Genomic DNA, 18,650 nt, shown 5'->3' with positions numbered 1-18,650 from the left:
ACTATTTGGTTGTCTAGGTTCTTGGCACTCCCTCTCAGGTCGGGTTCGCTTCGCTTTCGCTCGTCTCTCCCTTCAGCGCTTTACTAAGTTATCAAGCTTGCCTTGCTTTGTCAAGCGTTTTTTGAAAGTATTTTTTCTTGCCTCTTCCTTTAGACTGGTCTATCCCTTACTCCGTAACGGGCTTAATCCAAAAAAAATTTAATTTTTTTGGCTAAGATTGAAAATTCGGCATAAATTGAAACCGTAGAGTTATTGACTGACGATGTAGGGTGAGGAAATCGCTTTTAACTGCCCCGATCGCACTAAAGCTTGGTAGATGAAGGCAGCGACTTCGGCTCTGGTGGCGGGTTGATTAGGATTTAATAGTTTTAGATTGGGATAGTTGACAACCATGCGATTCTCGGTTGCAGCACCAACACTGTTACGTGCATAGGCGGGAATAGTATTTGCGTCTGAGTAGGATTGCAAGGTTGCGTCGATGGGTTTGGTTGGGGCATAGCCTAGTCCATTAGCTAGGGAAACAAGAATTTGCACGCGGGAAATATTTTCATTGGGGCGGAATGTAGTAGCGGAATAACCAGACATAAAGCCTGTGGTATAGGCTTTTTGAATAGCGGTAGCAGCCCAGTAATTTGAAGCAACGTCGGTAAAAGTAGCGCTACTGCGAATAGTTGACTTGTTCATAGCTTGGCTGAGCAGTGCTGCAAATTGAGCTCTGGTGACGGGGTCGTTGGGGCGAAAACTGCCATCGGGGAAGCCCTTGATAATATTTCTAGAGGCTAATTCTTGGATAAAAGTTTGCGCCCAATAGTTATTAGGTACATCTTTAAAAGCGACTTGTGTGGTTGGAGCTGTTGGGGTTGTGGGTGAGGTAATTGGGGAAGTTGCTTGGACAAGGTTGACTGAGCCTTGAACTCGTTTGGAATCGACTTGGTTACCGATCGCAACGACTGTGACTCCAGAGGCATTGTTGATATCAGTTTGCTTATTGTTTTGGAAAATATTTTGACCAGGGCTAGTGGTTGTACCAAGATCAACGGTGGGTTGTCCCTTGCGATCCTTCAAAATTACCAGACCATTTTCTTGATTGTAGGCAATGAGGTTATTGCGAAATGAGGGCATAGATAGGTTCGAGACAACGATGCCTCCTCGGTTATTAACAATACGGTTAGAGATAACAGCAACTTTTGAGTTTTGCCCGATCGCCAAACCAAACCCTGTGTTGTCAAAGGTGTTTGACTGAATATTCCCCGTACTTGTCCCAAGGGCTGAAAGACCATTTGCACCATTTTTAGTAAAAATGTTGTTGCTGATATTTGCCGAAGTCGCACCTGTTAAGAAAACTCCATCGTGGGTGGAGTTGGCAAAGGTGTTGCTAGTAATCGTGACATTTTGGGCTGACTCAACCCAAAGCGCGTAGCCTCTGGGATTCTTATTAGTCAGGGTGATACCTTCTATGCGAGAGCCACTGTTAGCAAGAATGGCTATATTTTGACGAGCAAAGGAGGGACTTATGAAAACACCTCCACCTGAGATAATGGTGTCTTGACCTTGGTTAGCAGGATTACCGCGCAAAGTTACACCAGCAGGAATTGCGAGGGGAAATTTTTCTCCTGTTTCGACGGAGTATGTGCCAGGCGCTACTTGAATAATCGCTCCGCTTTGAGGATTTTTATTGAGTGCGGCAGTTAGAGATCGCAATGGCTGATCAGCCGAGATACCTGAGTTAGCGTCTGAACCGTTAGCAGAGACGAAAATAATGGTATTGGCTTGAGCAATTTGTATTGTAGTTAGGGAGCTTGAGGCAGATAGGTTAGCATTTTGCGCGATCGCTAACTCAGTTAGTGTGACAATTTGAGATAATCCAAAAGTAAAAAGAAATGCAAGTCTCAGAGATGTCCGTGAAAATGACATAAATTTATCCTCTACAATTTAATTTAAGTCTCAAATTTTGAAGTCTTGGATATACCGAGCTTGACGCTAAGCACCTCAAATAGTTTCTTGAGAAGTTTAGTAGTAGCTGCCAAAACTCCAACTAAATATACAGCCAAGTTTTAATTTTGGTTTTGACCCGATCGAGGTATTTGTGAGTTCACTTCCTGTTCCGTCCCATATTCACTACGAGCTTTTGCTACAGTTGCTTGAGCGTCAAACCCTGCCAGCGCTGCATAATGAGATGAAGCAGCCACACATGGCTACAAAGATGAATGTTTCGAGAGAGCATCTTCAGGCGGCCATTATTAATCTCCGCAAGGCTTTTGCATTGCAAAAGCAGGTTGAAGATCTGTGCGAGTATCACGGTATTCAGGTTTCTTATCGTTGGTCTTTGAGTGAATCGGAGCAAGAGATGGGGAAATCATTAAAAGAGATCTCTAATCCCTCAAAAGATTCATAATCAGTGCTCTAGACGAAAAAATAAAAGACATCGCAATGCGATGTCTTTTATTTTTTCGGTTTTAAATGTCTGAAAGTTTACTCATACGGCTTGAGCCACTTAATGTTGGGACGAAACCAAAACCCAAAAGAGAGTTGCGGCGCTTTGCGCCGCAACTCTCTTTTGGGTTTTATGTCTTAACCCTCTTGGCTATAGATGTATCTTCAGAAATTACAACTCAATACCAATAAGGGTTACAAATTCTCAACATGGCAAAGCCATTTTCAGGATTTGGAAGACTGGTTCGCAATTGTGACGAAATTGTTACAATAGAGGAAAGTTATTTATAAATATTTATGGTTCAGGCTGCATCGACTACTTTTTCACGTGAAGATTGGCAAAAGGGATATGAGTCACTGCGGACTGAGCAGGCTTATTTGATCGATGAGATCGAGGGTCAGATCCCTCTAGAACTAGAAGGTACTTTATTTCGGAATGGACCTGGACAGCTGGATATTAACGGTCAAAAATATGGACATCCCTTTGATGGCGATGGGATGATCTGCGCGATCGCATTTAAAGATGGCAAGGCACATTTTGCAAATCAATTTGTAAAAACACCTGAGTTTATTGCTGAGCAGAAAGCAGGCAAAATTTTATATCGGGGCGTATTCGGCACACAAAAGGCTGGTGGATGGCTAAGTAATATTTTTGATTTGCGGAATAAAAATGTTGCTAATACAAATGTGGTGTATCAGGGCGGGAAGTTATTGGCTTTGTGGGAAGCGGCACGTCCTTATTCACTTAACCCTCAAAGTTTGGATACTTTGGGTCAAGAAACTTTTGATGGAAAGTTAGCGGCGGGGCAAGTATTTACAGCGCATCCAAGAAAGGACGATCGCACTGGTGATTTGTGGGGCTTTGGGGTGCAGCCAGGGCCAAAATCTACAATTTCGATTTATCAGGTGACATCTGATGGCAAGTTATCGACAGAATCTCAGGTAAAGGTTTCGGGATTTTGTTTCTTGCATGATTTTGCCTATACGCCAAACTATCGGATTTTCATGCAAAATCCTGTGTCTTTTAAGCCTTTACCATTTATGTTGGGATTGGCTACAGCAGGTGAATGTATTGAATTAAAGCCAAATGCGCCCAGTCAGTTTTTGCTGATCGATCGCCAAGGCAATCTGCAAACCATTGAGACCGATCCTTGTTTTGTATTTCATCACTGTAATGCCTACGAACAAGGTGATGAGATTATTTTGGATTCAGTTTGCTATCCTGACTATCCCAAGTTGGAGCCAAATACGGATTTTCGAGAGATTGATTTTGATAAGGTGATTGCGGGACAGTTATATCGCTTTACGATTAATCCCAAACTTGGAATGGTAAAGCGCGAAATGATCTTAGAGAGATCTTGCGAGTTTCCTGTGGTTCATCCCCGTTGTGTGGGACAAAAACATCGTTATGCCTATATTGGCGCAATCGCTAAAGAATCTGGCAACGCACCTTTACAAGCGATCGCCAAAGTCGATATGGAAACTGGGAAACAAGAATTTCATAGTTTTGCACCGCGCGGTTTTATTAGTGAGCCGATTTTTGTACCACGAGATCGCAATGCCGATAGTGCTGAAGACGATGGCTGGGTGCTGACCTTAATTTTTGATGCAGAACATAATCGCTCAGATTTGGTCGTACTAGACGCTCAAAATATTGCTGGTAAACCTTTAGCAACTTTGCATTTAAAACATCATGTACCTTACGGATTGCATGGTAGTTTTACAACTGAAGTCTTTTAAACAAAAGGGGCGGAAAGCGCCCCTTTTGTTTTAATAGAGATCTAGAGGAAAATGCCCGTGAGTGCCGCTATAGCCATCGGTAAAATCGGTATGCAGAGATAACAATACGCCCCGATAAGTACCTTTGTAATTATCAGAATGGTATCGACGACTGCGGGGATTGTATTTGACATATACGCCATCTGCGATCGCAGGTAGGTCTGCTTCGGGTAACTCGTAGCGAAAATGAGCAGCATAATTTTGTAGAGCCTGCAAAGCTTCAGCTGTGGTATCGGCGCAGATCCCAAAAATGTGATAATCGGCTTGTTTGGTTAAGTAATCTAAGGCTTCGCAAATTTGCGATCGTCGTTCTAAAGTTGCAGCTTCTCGATCTAAGTCGCTTAGTTCCCAGAGAATGCGCTCAGCGTCGGCGATGGTTAGATTATTGCTCATGGGTCCGCTCATAGGTTTCTAAGTTAAGGAGGCGCTAAATTATATTATGAACATTAACGAAGAAATTGCTCGCTTACGCGATCTATTGCCTGCATCTTGGCGGATGGCAACATCAGTCAAATCTAAGCCTGAACAACCTGAGCCAATCTCAAGTTTACAAATTTTACCTTGGCAGAAAGGGACTCAAGTAAATATCAATTTTCGGCTATGGAGACAGTTACCTGAAGCCCAGAGAGATATGTTGTTATTGCATGAAGTAAGCTGGCGACAACAGACTAAATGGCTACAGACAGGGGCATATCAGGGTATTGCTGCGGCAGCTTTTATAGGAGGAGTTGTCGAAACAGTGCAGGGTGATGTCACTGGCATGGCGATCGCCATATTATTAGGCACTATCGGCATTAATCAAATTTTACGTAAAAACAAAAGCTCGCAGATACAAATACAAGCTGATAGCGAAGCACTCGATGTTGCCCAAAAACGTGGTTATCGTGAAGCCGAGGCAGCTATGGCACTCCTTGAGGCTATTCCTGCCGCAGCAAAGTTAATGGGGAGGAATACACCTGAGTTTACAGAATTAATTCGTTGCCAAAACTTACGGGCGATCGCTGGTTTATCAAAAACGACGATTCCAGAAACAGGGCTTAATGATTTTTAAGTTCAAAGATATCTAAAAACAATCAAAAGCCCCAAAATAAAGGTGACGCTTTACGTCACCTTTATTTTGGGGCTTTATATACTAATTGGAGTATCGTTTACATTTCTGAAGAACAAAATCCAGCAATTCTCACTATTAACAGGATTTAGTTATTTCCACTGCTAAAGGCACTGGAAATAACTAAATCCTTTTTGTTAAAGCCTCCCTACGACGGGCTAAAAAAAACGATTTTGATAGTGAAAATTGCTGCACAAAATCGGATTCATATTTTAGAATTACTGATTTTGTGCTATTATTTATACCTTTATAAGATCAAAATACGCTGTAACCAGAACATCTAATAATACTCAAAATGGAATATTTCCTATGAGCAGTTGTAGAAATGCACTAGAAGAATTAGTAATCGAAGAAGCAGAGGCACAATACAAACGATTAGGTGCTGATGTAAAAAAACGCGTCGATCTTAGTGAAGTAATCGCTTATACACTCAATCGCTTACCGCCAATGTATGCAACTACTCAACGCGGGTGGGTACAACAGCGGAAGAAGGCTGAGCAAGAGTTAGGAGCCGCGATCGCTAAAACTGTACGCAATGGTTTTTTGAGTACACAGAGCGATGTCTTAAGACAGAGCGATCCAATACCTGACCATGAACTGATCAGTCAGGCGCGATCGCTCTTTAAGTTACGTAAATTATTTAGCAAAGACTATCTCAAATGGAAAGATGTACCTGAAATTGTCCAAGATGCTTTAAATTCTGGATACTATCAGAGCCTTTCTAATGGCACATATGTCAGCTTAGATCGACGAAATTCTCTTTTAGCGCGCAGCTATGCAGTGCGTAGAAAAACAACGACAACTTTGTCGAACTCATCTAAGACAACTAAAACTGAGAAAGATATCTCAGCAGAGCTTAAAGATTTTGAGTCCTATATGTCGGGAACTATCTATCGATATAGCAATATTCTGGAAAGTCTTGTAAATGCGATCGTCGAGCGCCGTGCCCTTCGACTAGATGAAAATGTTCAGCAGAAGGTAAATATCGATGATGTGTCAGCATATGTCCTTAATCGTTTACCACCAATGTATGCCACCAGTCGTCGCGGTTTACAAAATTTGCGCCAGAAAGTCAAGTCTGAGATGACAAGTCAAATCATCAGTATTGTCAAGGAAGCCTTAAATAAGGTTGTTCAAGCACCAGAAAGAGCTTTATCGCCTTTACCTTTTGAGAAATTTAATATTGAGCTAGAAGATTCTTTAGTGCAATTACGAGAATTACTCAAAAGGGATGATATTACATGGCGTAATATTGCTGAAGTTGTTGAAGAATGCTTAAGAGCACCTAGATCTGATTATCCAACTTGGCGAGCAAAACACGATGTTTAGCCAGATTAAAACAAAAGGGAGCGCAATGTGCTCCCTTTTGTTTTAATCCAAAGAATAGAGATTAGCTCATCTCTTCCATTCTTCTATGAAACTGATTTTGGTGTTTCCAGCGCCTTCGGCGCTGGAAACACCAAAATCAGTTTTTTAAAAGCCCGCCTACGGCGGGCTTTTAAAAAACTGATGTTTATAATGAGAATTTCTACCTAAGCATTATGCCGATTGCTATAGTAGCAGTAGTAAATTTATTCACAACCAAATCAACCTAACTAATATGCTTAGCCCTATTTTGCAAACTAAGATCGAGAGTCAGATTAATAATAATAAAATCATGCTCTACATCAAAGGAACTCCACAACAGCCTCAATGTGGGTTTTCGGCAGCAGTTGTACAAACTTTTAATGCATTAGGACATCCTTACGAAACTGTAAATATTCTTGAAGACAACGATTTACGCATGGGCATGAAGGAGTTTTCCAGCTGGCCGACTTTTCCGCAAGTGTATGTTGGTGGTGAATTTGTTGGCGGCTGCGACATTGTCATGGAACTAAGCCAACGCGGGGAACTTGCCACTATTGTCCAAGAGGCGATCGCTAAATAAATAAAAAAAGGTGCGCAGAGCGCACCTTTTTTATAGGACATTTGACAGCGCTTTCTTGGTTCTTTGCCAAGCCCAAGAGCCAAGCCCAAACACAATCAAGCTAAAAACAACTAACACTATTTGAAAACCAACTTGTTGCTTGCCACCGTTTTGGACACCAAACACACCTGTTAAAAAATCTAAGGACACGGCAATCACTGCCAGAGGCAAGCTAGCAGCTATATTCTCGCCATTATTTAATAGACCAAATACTTTGCCACGCATATTTTCAGGTGTATGTTCTTGAATTGCTGTACGCATAGGGATCACAATTAAAGCGCCATTAACACCAATAAAAGTACCGATTAGCCAAGCAACCCACTGATTAGACACAAACGCAAACATAAATAAACCGATCGCCATACCAATAAAGCCGATAAATGGCAAAGGTCTATGGGCAAATCGCTTACCAAATTTCCCTAAAATAAATGCCCCAATTGCTAGTCCTAAGCCAACCGAGGCAACAAAAGATCCAAATTCTTCGCGATTACCCGTAACCACTTCCGCAAGATTAAGTGATAACTTTTGCATTGCACCAAGAACTGCATATAGCAAAATCATCTGTAACATTGCTCCACCGATCAAGTGATTGTGGCGCACATATTGAAAAGCGTCTCTTAAGTCAGTCCATATTCCTGAACCTACTTTTTTTGGTTGGATAATCTCATCCTTAGGTAGAGCAAACAAAAATAAGCCAGAGATGATGTACAAGCTACCTAATAAAACTTCACGACTATAGGATGTCGCTTCAGGAAAAAGATGCAGTGTAAAGGCTAATAATGGTGCGCCGATCGCAAATCCGACAATTAGTGATCCCACTTCTGTAATAGTAAAAAGAGCATTTGCAGCTAGGAGATCGTTCTTGGGAACGATTAAAGGGATCGCTGACTGCTCGGCGGGAGCAAAAAAGTTGGTAAGGGTAGAAATAAGAAAGGTAAACAAAAGTAAGACAGCTAATGAGCGAGGTGCAAACGGAATCGCAAAGATGCAAGCCCCCCGCAAAAAGTTACACAAAATTAAGACTTCGCGTTTTGGATGCCAATCAACAAAAATACCTGCGATTGAACCCAAAAATACCGCAGGAAGGGTCATAGCAATCATGATTGATGATTCTCGCGTATTCACATCACTACCACCATCAGCGACAGCAAGGGCAATCAGCAAAATCAGAACAACTTTATCAACTAACTGAGCCAATATTTGGGCAAGCCACAATGCCAAAAATTGACGATTACGCAAAACTGCTAAATAGCCAGCGGGGGAGTTTAGATCGGGTTCAGACATCAGTAAAAATAGCTAGCTAAAGTGGCGTTTCTTAACCATTGTAGAGACTATAGCGATCGCCAGTAAAGTTATGTACCTACTCAAAATTAAATATAAAACCCAAAAATCTGTACCGCCCGCTAAGCGGGCGGTACAGATTTTTGGGTTTTATATTATGCCGAATTACTTCTAGGATTTGGGATCTGTAAAAAAGGCATCGCTTCGCGATTCCTTTTTTATACTGGCGATTGCCGCCGTGAAGCTTCTATTTTTTCTTGTTGCTTAGTTTTGAGATCATTGCGATCGCTTTTGCCTTTAGGGAAGGGGATCACATCAGCCGCCGACATCTCTCTTGCCGCACGAATTAACAGCCCAGCGATAAATAAACAGGATATCGTCGAGCTACCACCATAACTCAAAAAAGGAAATGGTAAACCCGTCGTTGGTAAAACACCTGTAGCCACACCCACATTCAAAATAGCTTGCACCACAATCAATGATGTAGAACCAAGAGCAATCAATCGAACCACAGGATCTTTGCACTTGTATGTCACCGATAGCCCAATCGTGCCATAAATCATCACTAGTACTAGTAAACAAATGCCACCAAACAAGCCAAACTCTTCAGCAAAAATCGCAAAAATAAAGTCAGTATATTGAATCGGCAAAAATAGCTTTTGCTGCGATAAACCAAACCCAGTCCCCCATAGACTACCAGAACCGATCGCCATCAAACTTTGCACCAATTGATAGCCATCTCCTGCTTGATCTTGCCAAGGATCTAGAAATGACATAATCCGCCTGCGTTGATATTCCCGAAAAGTGACACTAGCCACTGCAACGCAAGTACCTATAGCCGCAGTCCCTAAAAGTTGTAGACTTGGCAATCCTGCCCCTAACGCAATCAACCAGAGCGTAATCCCGCAAAGTGCTGTCACACTCAAGCTAGGCTGCATCAAAATGCCGCCTAGTACCAACAAAAACACAAGTAGCCAACCAACTCGCACTTTCAAAGGCGTGCGATTCCAGTTACCAAACAGTTGAGCTGCTTGCAAAATCAGAAAAGGCTTGATTAGCTCCGATGGCTGCAATAAAAATGAACTCGAACCGACCGATAGCCATCTGGTCGCAGCGTTGCGAGTTGTCCCTAAGCCAGGAATATGCGTTGCATAGAGCATCGCCAGAATAATGAACAAAAAGATTGGGCCGATTTTGAGCATGAACTTTAATGGCAAATGCACGATCGCATTAAAGAGCAATAAGCCAATCACCGCCCACGCTAATTGGTATTTGAAATAAAGTGTGCCGTCTTTAAAGGCTGCATCCGCAACGGGATAGGATGCCGAAAAAAGAACCGCTAGTCCTGCAAATAACCACAAAAAAGTCAGCCATCGCAAAAGGCGGGCTTCTGTTGCCCATTTATCTACAGTGCGATCAAAAAATGGGAAGACCTGAAAAATCTGAAAGAGTTTCACGGGTGCATGGGGACTGAGGTAATCGGAATTGAAGAGAGGGCAAATCCACTCTCCAACTTTCTGGGTTTTACTTTACTACAGTTAACTCAAAATTCAAGTTATAAAGTTTTCGTAAATTGCAAACTTCATAATCATTGATATTGGTGTCATGCAATTCCAGATTATAAAAATCTATAAAGTCTTCTTCAAAAAGTGGCCCCGCGTGCCAAGTGCCAGCATTTAGTTTGATAAAACAATTGCCTGTAATCCGAAATGCAACAATTTGCGTTACATCAATTTGCGCTGGGTTTGAGGCGGGAGCAACTGCCATAAACCATTCTTTGCCAGCAAGAGAGCCGAGACATTGGGTGCATTGTTGATGCCGAGCCAAGCTGTGAAATCTTCGCCCAACTTTGCGGAGGTGCATGATATAAAAACGCGGAATCCCCGATAAGACTAGCTGAGCATCATTCACATCAAATTGCTTACTGTCATCAGTCGGAAAAATTACTTGCCCATAGGGTTGAAAATTTTCAGGCGTAATTAATTGCGGAGTTAACTGAGTTGGTAAATGTGCGATCGCCATATAGAAAATGCTTTAAGCCTGTTTGAGATTCAAAGCTTCAATCATGATCCGAATATTTTCGGCTTGAATTTTGACTGTTTCCGCTTGCAGTTGCGCCGAAATTGAATAGAGATCGGCAGTGGCACTTTGCTGTTTAGTCACTTCTTTGAGTTCGTGTAACTCATCTTTTATATCAACTACATCAAGGGCAACCACATCGCGCTGAGTGTAAAGATGCTCAATCAGACTGTCTAATCTACTATTTGTAGCGCGTAATTCTTGATTAGTAGCACGTAGTTCTTGACGTAATGATTGAGATTCTTCTGCTAGAGCAATCAAAGCACTCTCTACGCGATCCAGTCTATTGTTTATGTCTTGAGTCATTTTTTATTCCCTTGACGCACAACTCAATTTTACACCTGATGTTTTATACCTGATGTAAGCCCATCATAAAGTACATCAAGATGCGCTTGAGAGGCGAGATTTGTAGAAGCAGTAACCCAAAGCGGCGTAAGACTTTGAAGAACCAGTTATGGTTAGAAAATAGGCGATTAGAAATATCGGTAAGCCAAATTACGCCTAAGTTATCCCATTTACGTTTGGATTCATAACGCTTTAAAACTGCGATCGCCCCCAGATCCTCATGATTTTGATAAGCAGCTTTTAAAACCTTAGCCAAAGCATTAACATCACGAATACCAAGATTCATGCCCTGACCTGCGATCGGATGAGTAGTATGGGCTGCATCACCGATGATAGCTAGTCGGGGTTGAATATAAGTTTGGCTATGCATCCATCGGGGAACATAGTTAGTCCGAGTTCGCGATTCAATCGTGATCTTTCCTAGCTTTTGGATGAGTGGTGCACCAAAACGTTTAGATAGCTCTTGTAAAAATGTCGCTTCATCAAGAGCTAATAAAATCGGGGTTTCTTCTTTGGTGGCAGTCCAGACGATGCAGGAGCGATCGCTGCCCAATGGCAAAATCGCAAATGGTCCACTTGATTGAAAACGCTCATAGGCAAAATTTTGATGGGAATTTTCTGACTTAACCGTAGTGACAATGCAGGTTTGCTCGTATAGACGCTCCGAGATTTCAATCTTTGCCATTTGACGCACTTGCGATCGCCCACCATCTGCGCCAACTAATAATTTGGTTTCCAAATATTGTTCGCCGATTTCCGAACTAATTTTTACGCGCATCACGTTGCGATCGGTGACATGCTCGATATCTAAGATTTTGGCAGGACAAATTAATTCGATGTTGCTACATTCCCGCACAAATTCCCAGAGCGAAGCCAAAGTCACAGCATTTTCGACAATATAACCCAGTGCTTCTTGCCCCATATCCTCACGGCGTAACTGCACTTGATAAGGCAAATCCCCCTCTGAAACCTGAATCATATGCATTGGAGTTACCCCTCTGCGCTGCATTCCCCCCCAAACACCAATATTTTGCCAGATCTGAGTTGAACCATAGGCGATCGCACTAGCACGACCATCAGCGGTAAATTCTCCACGCAAGAAATTACCATTGCCTTCAATAATTCCAACCTTGAGATTGCGGTTTGCTGAGCAAGTCTTATCACCTAACGCACAGGCTAAACTCGCGCCTACCATTCCCGCACCCACAATCAGCACATCAAACATTAGTTAAGTTACTTTTTAAAGTATTTTTTATAGTTCTAATCTCTATTATCAATATTTTGTAAAGAAATATTGCAAAATCACAGATATTTTTAACTATAGCGATCTCGATTCAGGTTAAGGCAAGAACAAAAAGTGAGTCACAGCTCGAAACGTCGAAACTTCCTTTTTATTCTTGCTAATTGGAAATTCGCGATATAGTCAATGATCTGGGCAGCCAAAAAGCGCATGTCTCCACTAAAAAGGTTACAAATAACAAACAGTTAGGCTGGTATGGTATAGAAAAGAATAAAGATTTTACGCTTGCTTCCTGCTTAAGGTTACAAATTCTGTAACTACACCAGTTGTTAATTGCAATTTGGGCAACAGAAGAGTGCATCTTAAAGTGGGAAAATTTTGGATTAGAAAGAAAATTTTGGAGAAAGTTGGATGAGTTCCCCAGCAGCACTGTCAGCGTCATTAGTACAGATAGTTAATTTAGAGAGCGATCTGCGTGCCGCCAATTCCCGTCTACGATATCGTCTCAAGCTCGTAGAGGATCTGTGGGAATCAGTCCTATTAAGAGAAAGCGGTCAAGAATTAGTCGATTTATTGCGACAATTACGGGCTATGTGTTCGCCAGAAGGACAAGCGCCTGAATATCCTGCCCAAGAAGTCTTAAAAGTAGTCGAAAGTCTGGATTTACAGCAAGCAACTACAGCTGCTCGTGCATTCGCATTGTTTTTTCAACTAATTAATATTGTTGAACAAGATCATGAGCAAGAGCAAACTAGCATCCATCGGATCAGCCCGATCAATAGCGAAGCCGAATATCCTGTTGGTACATTTCGTTGGCTCTTCCCAGAGCTCAAAAAGCTAAATGTGCCACCAAGACAAATCCAGAAAGTACTAAATAATCTTGATATCAGTCTCGTATTTACCGCCCACCCTACCGAAATTGTACGGCATACAATTCGGGAGAAGCAGCGCACGATCGCGAAGATGCTTAAGGAACTGGATCGACTCATCGGGGTTAAGGGGGATGAAATCGCACCACAGGCGATCGCCTTGAGCTGGGAAGCTTCGGCATTGCAAGAACAAATCGCTGAGGAAATTAGACTTTGGTGGCGCACTGATGAGTTAAATCAAATCAAACCCACAGTTTTAGACGAAGCTGACTATACATTGCACTATTTTGAAGAAGTTTTATTTGATGCGATCCCCGTACTTTACGATCGTATTGCTTCGGCTATTTCGGCTAATTTTCCAAAATTAACTCTACCGCGCTACAGCTTCTGTAACTTTGGCTCATGGGTAGGCAGCGATCGCGACGGCAACCCCTATGTCACACCTGAAGTAACATGGCAAACCGCCTGCTACCAGAGAAATCTCGTCCTTAACAAATATATTAAATCCGTGGAGCGGCTAAGTCGCCTACTATCGCTATCGCAAAGTCTCAGTGATGTGTCCCAAGAATTACTTGACTCTCTTGGGGACGATCAAATTTATTTACCTGAAATTTATGAAAAATATTCGCTCAAATTCCGTCAAGAGCCTTATCGCCTCAAGTTAGCCTATGTGCGTGAGCGTCTCACCCGAACTCGCGATCGCAACCAAAAATTGCGCCATAGTGGTTGGCAAGCCTCAGAAATGGAGCTGTCTACCAAAGGTCAAGAACATCAGCTCTACAACCATGTTTCGGAATTTTTGGCGGAGTTAAAACTAGTTCAAGCTAGTTTAATCGAAACCAAACTTAATCCTAAACCTCTTGAAAACCTGATACGTCAAGTTGATGTCTATGGGTTTCATCTTGCCCACCTTGATATCCGTCAAGAGAGTACCCAACATAGCAACACCATCGCGGAAATTGCCGAAGCACTTCAGCTTCTGGACAAGCCCTATGACGACCTCACTGAATTAGAGAAAGTTGCCTGGTTAACCCAAGAGCTAAAAACTCGTCGTCCGATGATTCCTGCCAAGCTGAACTTTAGCGCCAAAACCAACGAGATTATTGAGACATTTCGGATGGTTGCCAAAGTTCAACAGGAATTTTCAGTCGCCATTTGCAACAACTACGTGATCAGTATGAACCGTAGTGTCAGCGATATTCTCGAAGTATTGCTGCTAGCTAAAGAGGCAGGACTTTACGATCCAGCTACAGGCAAAGGTTCGCTCAGCATTGCACCTTTGTTTGAGACAGTAGAGGATTTACGCAGCGCCCCACCAATTATGACCGAATTGTTTGAGCTGCCTCTTTACCGTGCTTATCTCGAATGCCATGAGCATTTGCAAGAGGTGATGCTTGGCTACTCTGATAGCAACAAAGATTCGGGATTTTTAAGCAGTAATTGGGAGATTTATAAGGCGCAACGTGCACTCCAAGATGTTTGCCAAAAATATCAAGTCGATCTCCGCATGTTCCATGGACGGGGCGGATCAGTCGGTCGCGGTGGCGGGCCTACCTATGAAGCAATCTTAGCTCAACCAGGACGTAGTATCGAAGGGCGGATCAAGATTACCGAACAAGGTGAAGTACTTGCCTCAAAATATTCTTTGCCTGAAATCGCCCTTTACAATCTGGAGACGATCGCAGCGGCAGTCATCCAAGCAGCTTTGTTACCTAGCAGTACTGACACTCTCGACTGTTGGCTAGATACGATGGAAGAAATTTCGGTGCGATCGCGCCAAGTTTATCGCCATCTTATTTACGAGCAGCCTAATCTAGTCGAGTTCTTTCATCAGGTTACGCCGATCGAAGAAATCAGCCAACTCCAAATTAGCTCACGCCCTGCAAGACGTGCGGGCAAGAGAGACTTAGGTAGTTTAAGGGCGATTCCTTGGGTGTTTAGTTGGACACAGAGCCGATTTTTACTGCCATCTTGGTATGGCATCGGAGCAGCCCTTGAGGAGTTTCTCCAACAAAATCCTGAGGGTCATTTATCGCTGTTGCAATATTTTTATAGCAAATGGCCGTTCTTTAAAACCGCAATTTCGCGAGTCGAGATGACGCTTGCTAAAACTGATTTGCAGATCGCGCATCATTATATGCGTGAGCTTACCAAAGAAGGGCATGAAGAAGCCTTTACAGACATATTTGCGGAAATACAAGAGGAATATCAACGCACTCGGAAGGTTATCCAAGCAATTACAGGACAAAAGCAAATTCTTGACAGCGATCGCGATCTGCAAAGATCTGTACAGTTGCGTAATGGCTCGATCGTCCCGCTTGGATTTATCCAAGCATCTTTGCTCAAGCGCTTACGTCAACATCGTCCTGACACCATCGATCTGCGATCGCGTTACTCTAAGAATGAACTCTTACGCGGTGCATTACTCACTATCAATGGCATCGCCGCAGGTATGAGAAATACAGGTTGATTACTCTTTTACAGCGATTTGCGCTCAAACCCAAACCAAGAGACTTTTGATCGGTAATTGCTGTAAAGTTTTTAAAAGCCTTGTAAAGCAAGGCTTTTAAAAACCATTTGATCTTAGCCAACGCGCAAAGCGTTATACATCCATGTTACGATTTTGGACAAACTGAGCGCGTTTACTAAGCTGTGAGGAATATGAGCCCCAATCGTAATTTCCACGATCCCATCAGGGTTGGTGTTATAGGTATCGGTAATATGGGGCAGCATCATGCAAGGGTGCTCAGCTTGCTCAAGGATGCAGAACTAATTGGCGTTTCTGACGTAAGCGTAGATCGTGGACGTGATACTGCTAGCAAACATCGAGTGCTCTTTTTTGAGGATTACCATGACCTTTTGCCACTGGTCGATGCCGTTTGTATCGCAGTGCCGACAAGGTTACATTATGATGTCGGCACAACTTGCCTCAAAGCGGGAGTTCATGTCCTCATCGAAAAGCCAATCGCTGCCACAATTGAAGAAGCTGAATCCCTAGTTAAAACTGCCTCTGACCACAACAGAATTCTCCAAGTCGGTCATATTGAAAGGTTTAATCCTGCATTCCAAGAGCTAAGCAAAGTTTTAAAGCATGAGACAATTTTGGCGATCGAAGCCGATCGCATGAGTCCCTATTCGCAAAGGGCTAATGATGTATCGGTCGTATTTGATCTAATGATTCACGATATTGACATTATTCTGGAGTTAGTTGCTTCGCCAATTGTGCGTGTTTCTGCTCATGGCAATCGTGTATCTCCTGAGTCTGAGTACCTTGACTATGTGACTGCAACAATTGGTTTTGAAAATGGTGTAATTGCAACTCTTACATCTAGCAAGGTGACGCATCGCAAGAAACGTAAAATTACGGCTCATTGCACAAATTCACTCACTGAGTCTGATTTTCTGAATAACGAGATTTTGATTTATCGTCAAACTACAGCTAATTGGACAACTGATTATGGTCAAGTCCTTTATCGTCAAGACGGCTTTATCGAAAAAGTTCATACCAGCAATATCGAGCCGCTTCATGCTGAGCTGGAGCATTTTGTGAATTGTGTCCGTGATACGCAGCAACCATCGGTCGGCGGCGATCAAGCCCTAAAGACATTGCGTCTTGCTAGTCTGATCGAACAAACAGCTCTTGATGGTCAAGTTTGGCGTAGTTGTGATTTGCAACTACGTGAAATTGCGATCGCAGGAAGTTATTAAAAGCTAAAAGATGAGAGGCGTTGCAAAGCACCGCCTCTCATAATACCAAAGCGCAAAATGGCTACGCCATGTTGTGCTTTTAAACCCTTACGCGGTTTGACTTTTAATTCACAGAAGTGTTGCTACACTTTTGTGAATTGGTATAAACAACAAAAAAGAGAAGTGGAGCTAAGCTCCACTTCTCTTTTTTGTTGCAAATTTGCTTTAAAATGGGTCACCCATTAGCATGATTGTCTAGAGATAGAACTCCTTTCAAAAAGCCGTAGTCTAGACACAGACAAGGTTTTAGCAACTTTTAGGATAAAAGGAACCATGGGAACAATGCTAATTCTCTCCAGTCAAAAGAGTCATCTCACACAGCAAAACAATGCAGGAAATCAAGCTCATGAAATCTCTTACAAAAATCTCTCTCGGTATTGCGATCGCTACTTCTGTTCTTACCTCTTTTAGTGCGATCGCCTCAGCCGAAGAAGTAACGCAACCAGGTAGCTATGTGGGCGCTGGGATATCACTTCAAAGCTTTGCCACAAATCCTTCTGTAGTTGGCGCAAACTTAGCAGGTCGCTATAAGTTTGATGGAGTGCCAATTTCTGCAAGAAGTTCTGTTCTCTTTGGTAATGGTGGTACGTCAGTTGTTCCTACTGTTTCCTATGATTTACCCGTAGGCGATCGTGCTAATGTTTATCTTGGGGCTGGTGCATCATTTAAAGTTGGCGGGAATAGCAGCTTAACAGGCGATCAGACTGCTTTTGCTTTGCAACCTGGGGTAGAAGTTAGTGTTAACAAGCGCGTTCTACTTTACGGCAATGCTGTAATTCCATTTAATGGTCAGAGTAATGGCTCGGCAGGCACTTCGCTCCAAGCAGGTGTAGGTGTTCAATTCTAATAAACCAAAAAACAGAGGCAACGCTTCGCGTTGCCTCTGTTTTTTAGTTTCTAAAAGAGGTTGCTTTGCAATCTCTTTTTTATGCTTCCCAAAAGCGACAACCTTGACATGGGCCGTTAGGATTTACCGCACAGCGAATCATTTCTGAGCCAGCGTTATATCGACAATTACTATCTCCAATTACCCAACGCCCATTGCTCAGACTTCTCTCCAAATTTTCTGGTGCAGGTTGTACATAAACTAAAACTCTAAATAAGTTGTATTTACCCCTACGAAACTGATATCGATGGCGGCGTTCTAAGATCGTGTAGGTTTTACCTTCTAAATCAATATGATCGCCAGGCTGGGGAATCCAATCTAGGTATATTTTGCCCAAAGTGCTTTCAGGATAAAGAGTACAAACTTCTGTCGGCACTGACAATATTTCCATAGAACTAATTATTTAAACTATATTTGATTGATTTGAACTCAACTTATTGTAAGCCCCAAAACTGAAGTATATAGCAATCAAAGTTGGATTAGGACATAAAACCCAGAATACAAATGGCGGCACTTCGTGCCGCCATTTGTATTCTGGGTTTTACAGCAATTACCGTTAAAAAGGGTAGGCACACTTTTTTGGCGCTATAATGCTTTTGCCGCAAACGAAGCTTGATTATGCGACTTTGTATCAATCCAAACTGCAATAGCCAAAATCTAGACATCACAGAGTTATGCCAACAATGTGGATGCGAATTACTCATCGATCGCACTTATGCTGTCAAGAGATTACTCAGCGATAAAAGTGGATTTGGGACAATCTACGAAGTTGAAGATGCCAATCAGCATCCTAAGGAATGAAAAATAAATAACTTATGCATTTCAGTTATTTTGAGGAATAGCTCTATAATTCCATTTAGGAAGATATTCATCAAAAATGATAGGTAGATTTTCCTTGAAACCATCAGCGACTTCTC

At 42.5% G+C, this 18,650-nt stretch carries 18 protein-coding genes; 10 read left to right on the top strand and 8 right to left on the bottom strand.

Annotation, left to right across the window (positions count from 1 at the left end; all coding sequences use genetic code 11):
• A partial coding sequence (locus PseudUWO311_RS24525) for a hypothetical protein (protein ID WP_223807713.1) occupies positions 1–202 on the top strand: 202 nt, incomplete at its 5' end.
• A 47-nt stretch (positions 203–249) separates the two neighbouring features.
• On the opposite strand, the gene PseudUWO311_RS23740 is transcribed toward PseudUWO311_RS24525, so the two are convergent.
• Positions 250–1,914, bottom strand: a complete 1,665-nt coding sequence (locus tag PseudUWO311_RS23740) for an S-layer homology domain-containing protein (protein ID WP_142657697.1) — start codon at positions 1,912–1,914, stop codon at positions 250–252.
• A gap of 172 nt (positions 1,915–2,086) precedes the next feature.
• Between PseudUWO311_RS23740 and PseudUWO311_RS23735 the strand changes: the two genes are divergently transcribed.
• Together PseudUWO311_RS23735 and PseudUWO311_RS23730 are read left to right on the top strand one after the other, a co-directional pair.
• Entirely contained in the window at positions 2,087–2,395 is a 309-nt protein-coding gene (locus PseudUWO311_RS23735) for a DUF5340 family protein (RefSeq protein ID WP_142657696.1), read from the top strand.
• Positions 2,396–2,730: 335 nt separating this feature from the next.
• Positions 2,731–4,173 carry a carotenoid oxygenase family protein gene (locus PseudUWO311_RS23730; protein ID WP_142657695.1) on the top strand — a complete coding sequence of 481 codons (1,443 nt, stop codon included), beginning with the start codon at positions 2,731–2,733 and terminating at the stop codon, positions 4,171–4,173.
• Positions 4,174–4,203: 30 nt separating this feature from the next.
• Here the strand turns inward: PseudUWO311_RS23730 and PseudUWO311_RS23725 are convergent, their stop codons facing one another.
• Positions 4,204–4,617: a DUF1824 family protein gene (locus tag PseudUWO311_RS23725; protein WP_142657694.1), complete on the bottom strand. Its 414-nt coding sequence runs from the start codon at positions 4,615–4,617 to the stop codon at positions 4,204–4,206.
• Between the two features lie 34 nt (positions 4,618–4,651).
• Here PseudUWO311_RS23725 and PseudUWO311_RS23720 point away from each other — a divergent pair, with 34 nt between their 5' ends.
• The 3 genes from PseudUWO311_RS23720 to grxD all read left to right on the top strand — a co-directional run bounded on the left by PseudUWO311_RS23720 (position 4,652) and on the right by grxD (position 7,247).
• Positions 4,652–5,263 carry a DUF3318 domain-containing protein gene (locus PseudUWO311_RS23720; protein ID WP_142657693.1) on the top strand — a complete coding sequence of 204 codons (612 nt, stop codon included), beginning with the start codon at positions 4,652–4,654 and terminating at the stop codon, positions 5,261–5,263.
• A 366-nt stretch (positions 5,264–5,629) separates the two neighbouring features.
• Entirely contained in the window at positions 5,630–6,649 is a 1,020-nt protein-coding gene (locus PseudUWO311_RS23715; protein WP_142657692.1) for a late competence development ComFB family protein, read from the top strand.
• 271 nt (positions 6,650–6,920) lie between these two features.
• Positions 6,921–7,247 (top strand): Grx4 family monothiol glutaredoxin, encoded by a 327-nt coding sequence (gene grxD, locus PseudUWO311_RS23710; protein WP_142657691.1) that lies wholly within the window; start codon positions 6,921–6,923, stop codon positions 7,245–7,247.
• Positions 7,248–7,277: 30 nt separating this feature from the next.
• Here the strand turns inward: grxD and PseudUWO311_RS23705 are convergent, their stop codons facing one another.
• From PseudUWO311_RS23705 to PseudUWO311_RS23685, 5 genes are all read right to left on the bottom strand, one after another.
• Positions 7,278–8,570: an MFS transporter gene (locus tag PseudUWO311_RS23705; RefSeq protein ID WP_142657690.1), complete on the bottom strand. Its 1,293-nt coding sequence runs from the start codon at positions 8,568–8,570 to the stop codon at positions 7,278–7,280.
• 215 nt (positions 8,571–8,785) lie between these two features.
• Positions 8,786–10,024 (bottom strand): FtsW/RodA/SpoVE family cell cycle protein, encoded by a 1,239-nt coding sequence (locus tag PseudUWO311_RS23700; protein WP_142657689.1) that lies wholly within the window; start codon positions 10,022–10,024, stop codon positions 8,786–8,788.
• 67 nt (positions 10,025–10,091) lie between these two features.
• The gene (locus tag PseudUWO311_RS23695; protein ID WP_142657688.1) at positions 10,092–10,589 is read right to left on the bottom strand and encodes an ureidoglycolate lyase; all 498 of its coding nucleotides are present in this window, start codon (positions 10,587–10,589) and stop codon (positions 10,092–10,094) included.
• A gap of 12 nt (positions 10,590–10,601) precedes the next feature.
• Positions 10,602–10,952 carry a hypothetical protein gene (locus tag PseudUWO311_RS23690; RefSeq protein ID WP_142657687.1) on the bottom strand — a complete coding sequence of 117 codons (351 nt, stop codon included), beginning with the start codon at positions 10,950–10,952 and terminating at the stop codon, positions 10,602–10,604.
• A 43-nt stretch (positions 10,953–10,995) separates the two neighbouring features.
• The gene (locus PseudUWO311_RS23685; RefSeq protein ID WP_142657686.1) at positions 10,996–12,216 is read right to left on the bottom strand and encodes a UbiH/UbiF/VisC/COQ6 family ubiquinone biosynthesis hydroxylase; all 1,221 of its coding nucleotides are present in this window, start codon (positions 12,214–12,216) and stop codon (positions 10,996–10,998) included.
• Between the two features lie 426 nt (positions 12,217–12,642).
• On the opposite strand from PseudUWO311_RS23685, the gene ppc reads away from it, so the two are divergent.
• The 3 genes from ppc (at position 12,643) to PseudUWO311_RS23670 (ending at position 17,694) form a co-directional block, all read left to right on the top strand.
• Positions 12,643–15,570, top strand: coding sequence for a phosphoenolpyruvate carboxylase (ppc, locus tag PseudUWO311_RS23680; RefSeq protein WP_142657685.1), 2,928 nt, complete (start codon positions 12,643–12,645; stop codon positions 15,568–15,570).
• A gap of 191 nt (positions 15,571–15,761) precedes the next feature.
• Positions 15,762–16,808 carry a Gfo/Idh/MocA family protein gene (locus PseudUWO311_RS23675; RefSeq protein WP_142657684.1) on the top strand — a complete coding sequence of 349 codons (1,047 nt, stop codon included), beginning with the start codon at positions 15,762–15,764 and terminating at the stop codon, positions 16,806–16,808.
• Between the two features lie 385 nt (positions 16,809–17,193).
• Positions 17,194–17,694: an outer membrane beta-barrel protein gene (locus PseudUWO311_RS23670; protein WP_142657683.1), complete on the top strand. Its 501-nt coding sequence runs from the start codon at positions 17,194–17,196 to the stop codon at positions 17,692–17,694.
• 79 nt (positions 17,695–17,773) lie between these two features.
• On the opposite strand, the gene PseudUWO311_RS23665 is transcribed toward PseudUWO311_RS23670, so the two are convergent.
• Positions 17,774–18,124 (bottom strand): DUF6464 family protein, encoded by a 351-nt coding sequence (locus tag PseudUWO311_RS23665; RefSeq protein ID WP_103670226.1) that lies wholly within the window; start codon positions 18,122–18,124, stop codon positions 17,774–17,776.
• A 227-nt stretch (positions 18,125–18,351) separates the two neighbouring features.
• Here PseudUWO311_RS23665 and PseudUWO311_RS23660 point away from each other — a divergent pair, with 227 nt between their 5' ends.
• Positions 18,352–18,534: a hypothetical protein gene (locus tag PseudUWO311_RS23660; protein WP_142657682.1), complete on the top strand. Its 183-nt coding sequence runs from the start codon at positions 18,352–18,354 to the stop codon at positions 18,532–18,534.
• The last annotated feature ends 116 nt before the right edge of the window (positions 18,535–18,650 follow it).

The organism is Pseudanabaena sp. UWO311 (genome assembly GCF_006937785.1).
Taxonomy (GTDB): Bacteria; Cyanobacteriota; Cyanobacteriia; order Pseudanabaenales; family Pseudanabaenaceae; genus Pseudanabaena.
The sequence above is the reverse complement of the archived record's forward strand: the minus strand, read 5'-3'. Positions and strand labels throughout refer to the sequence as shown.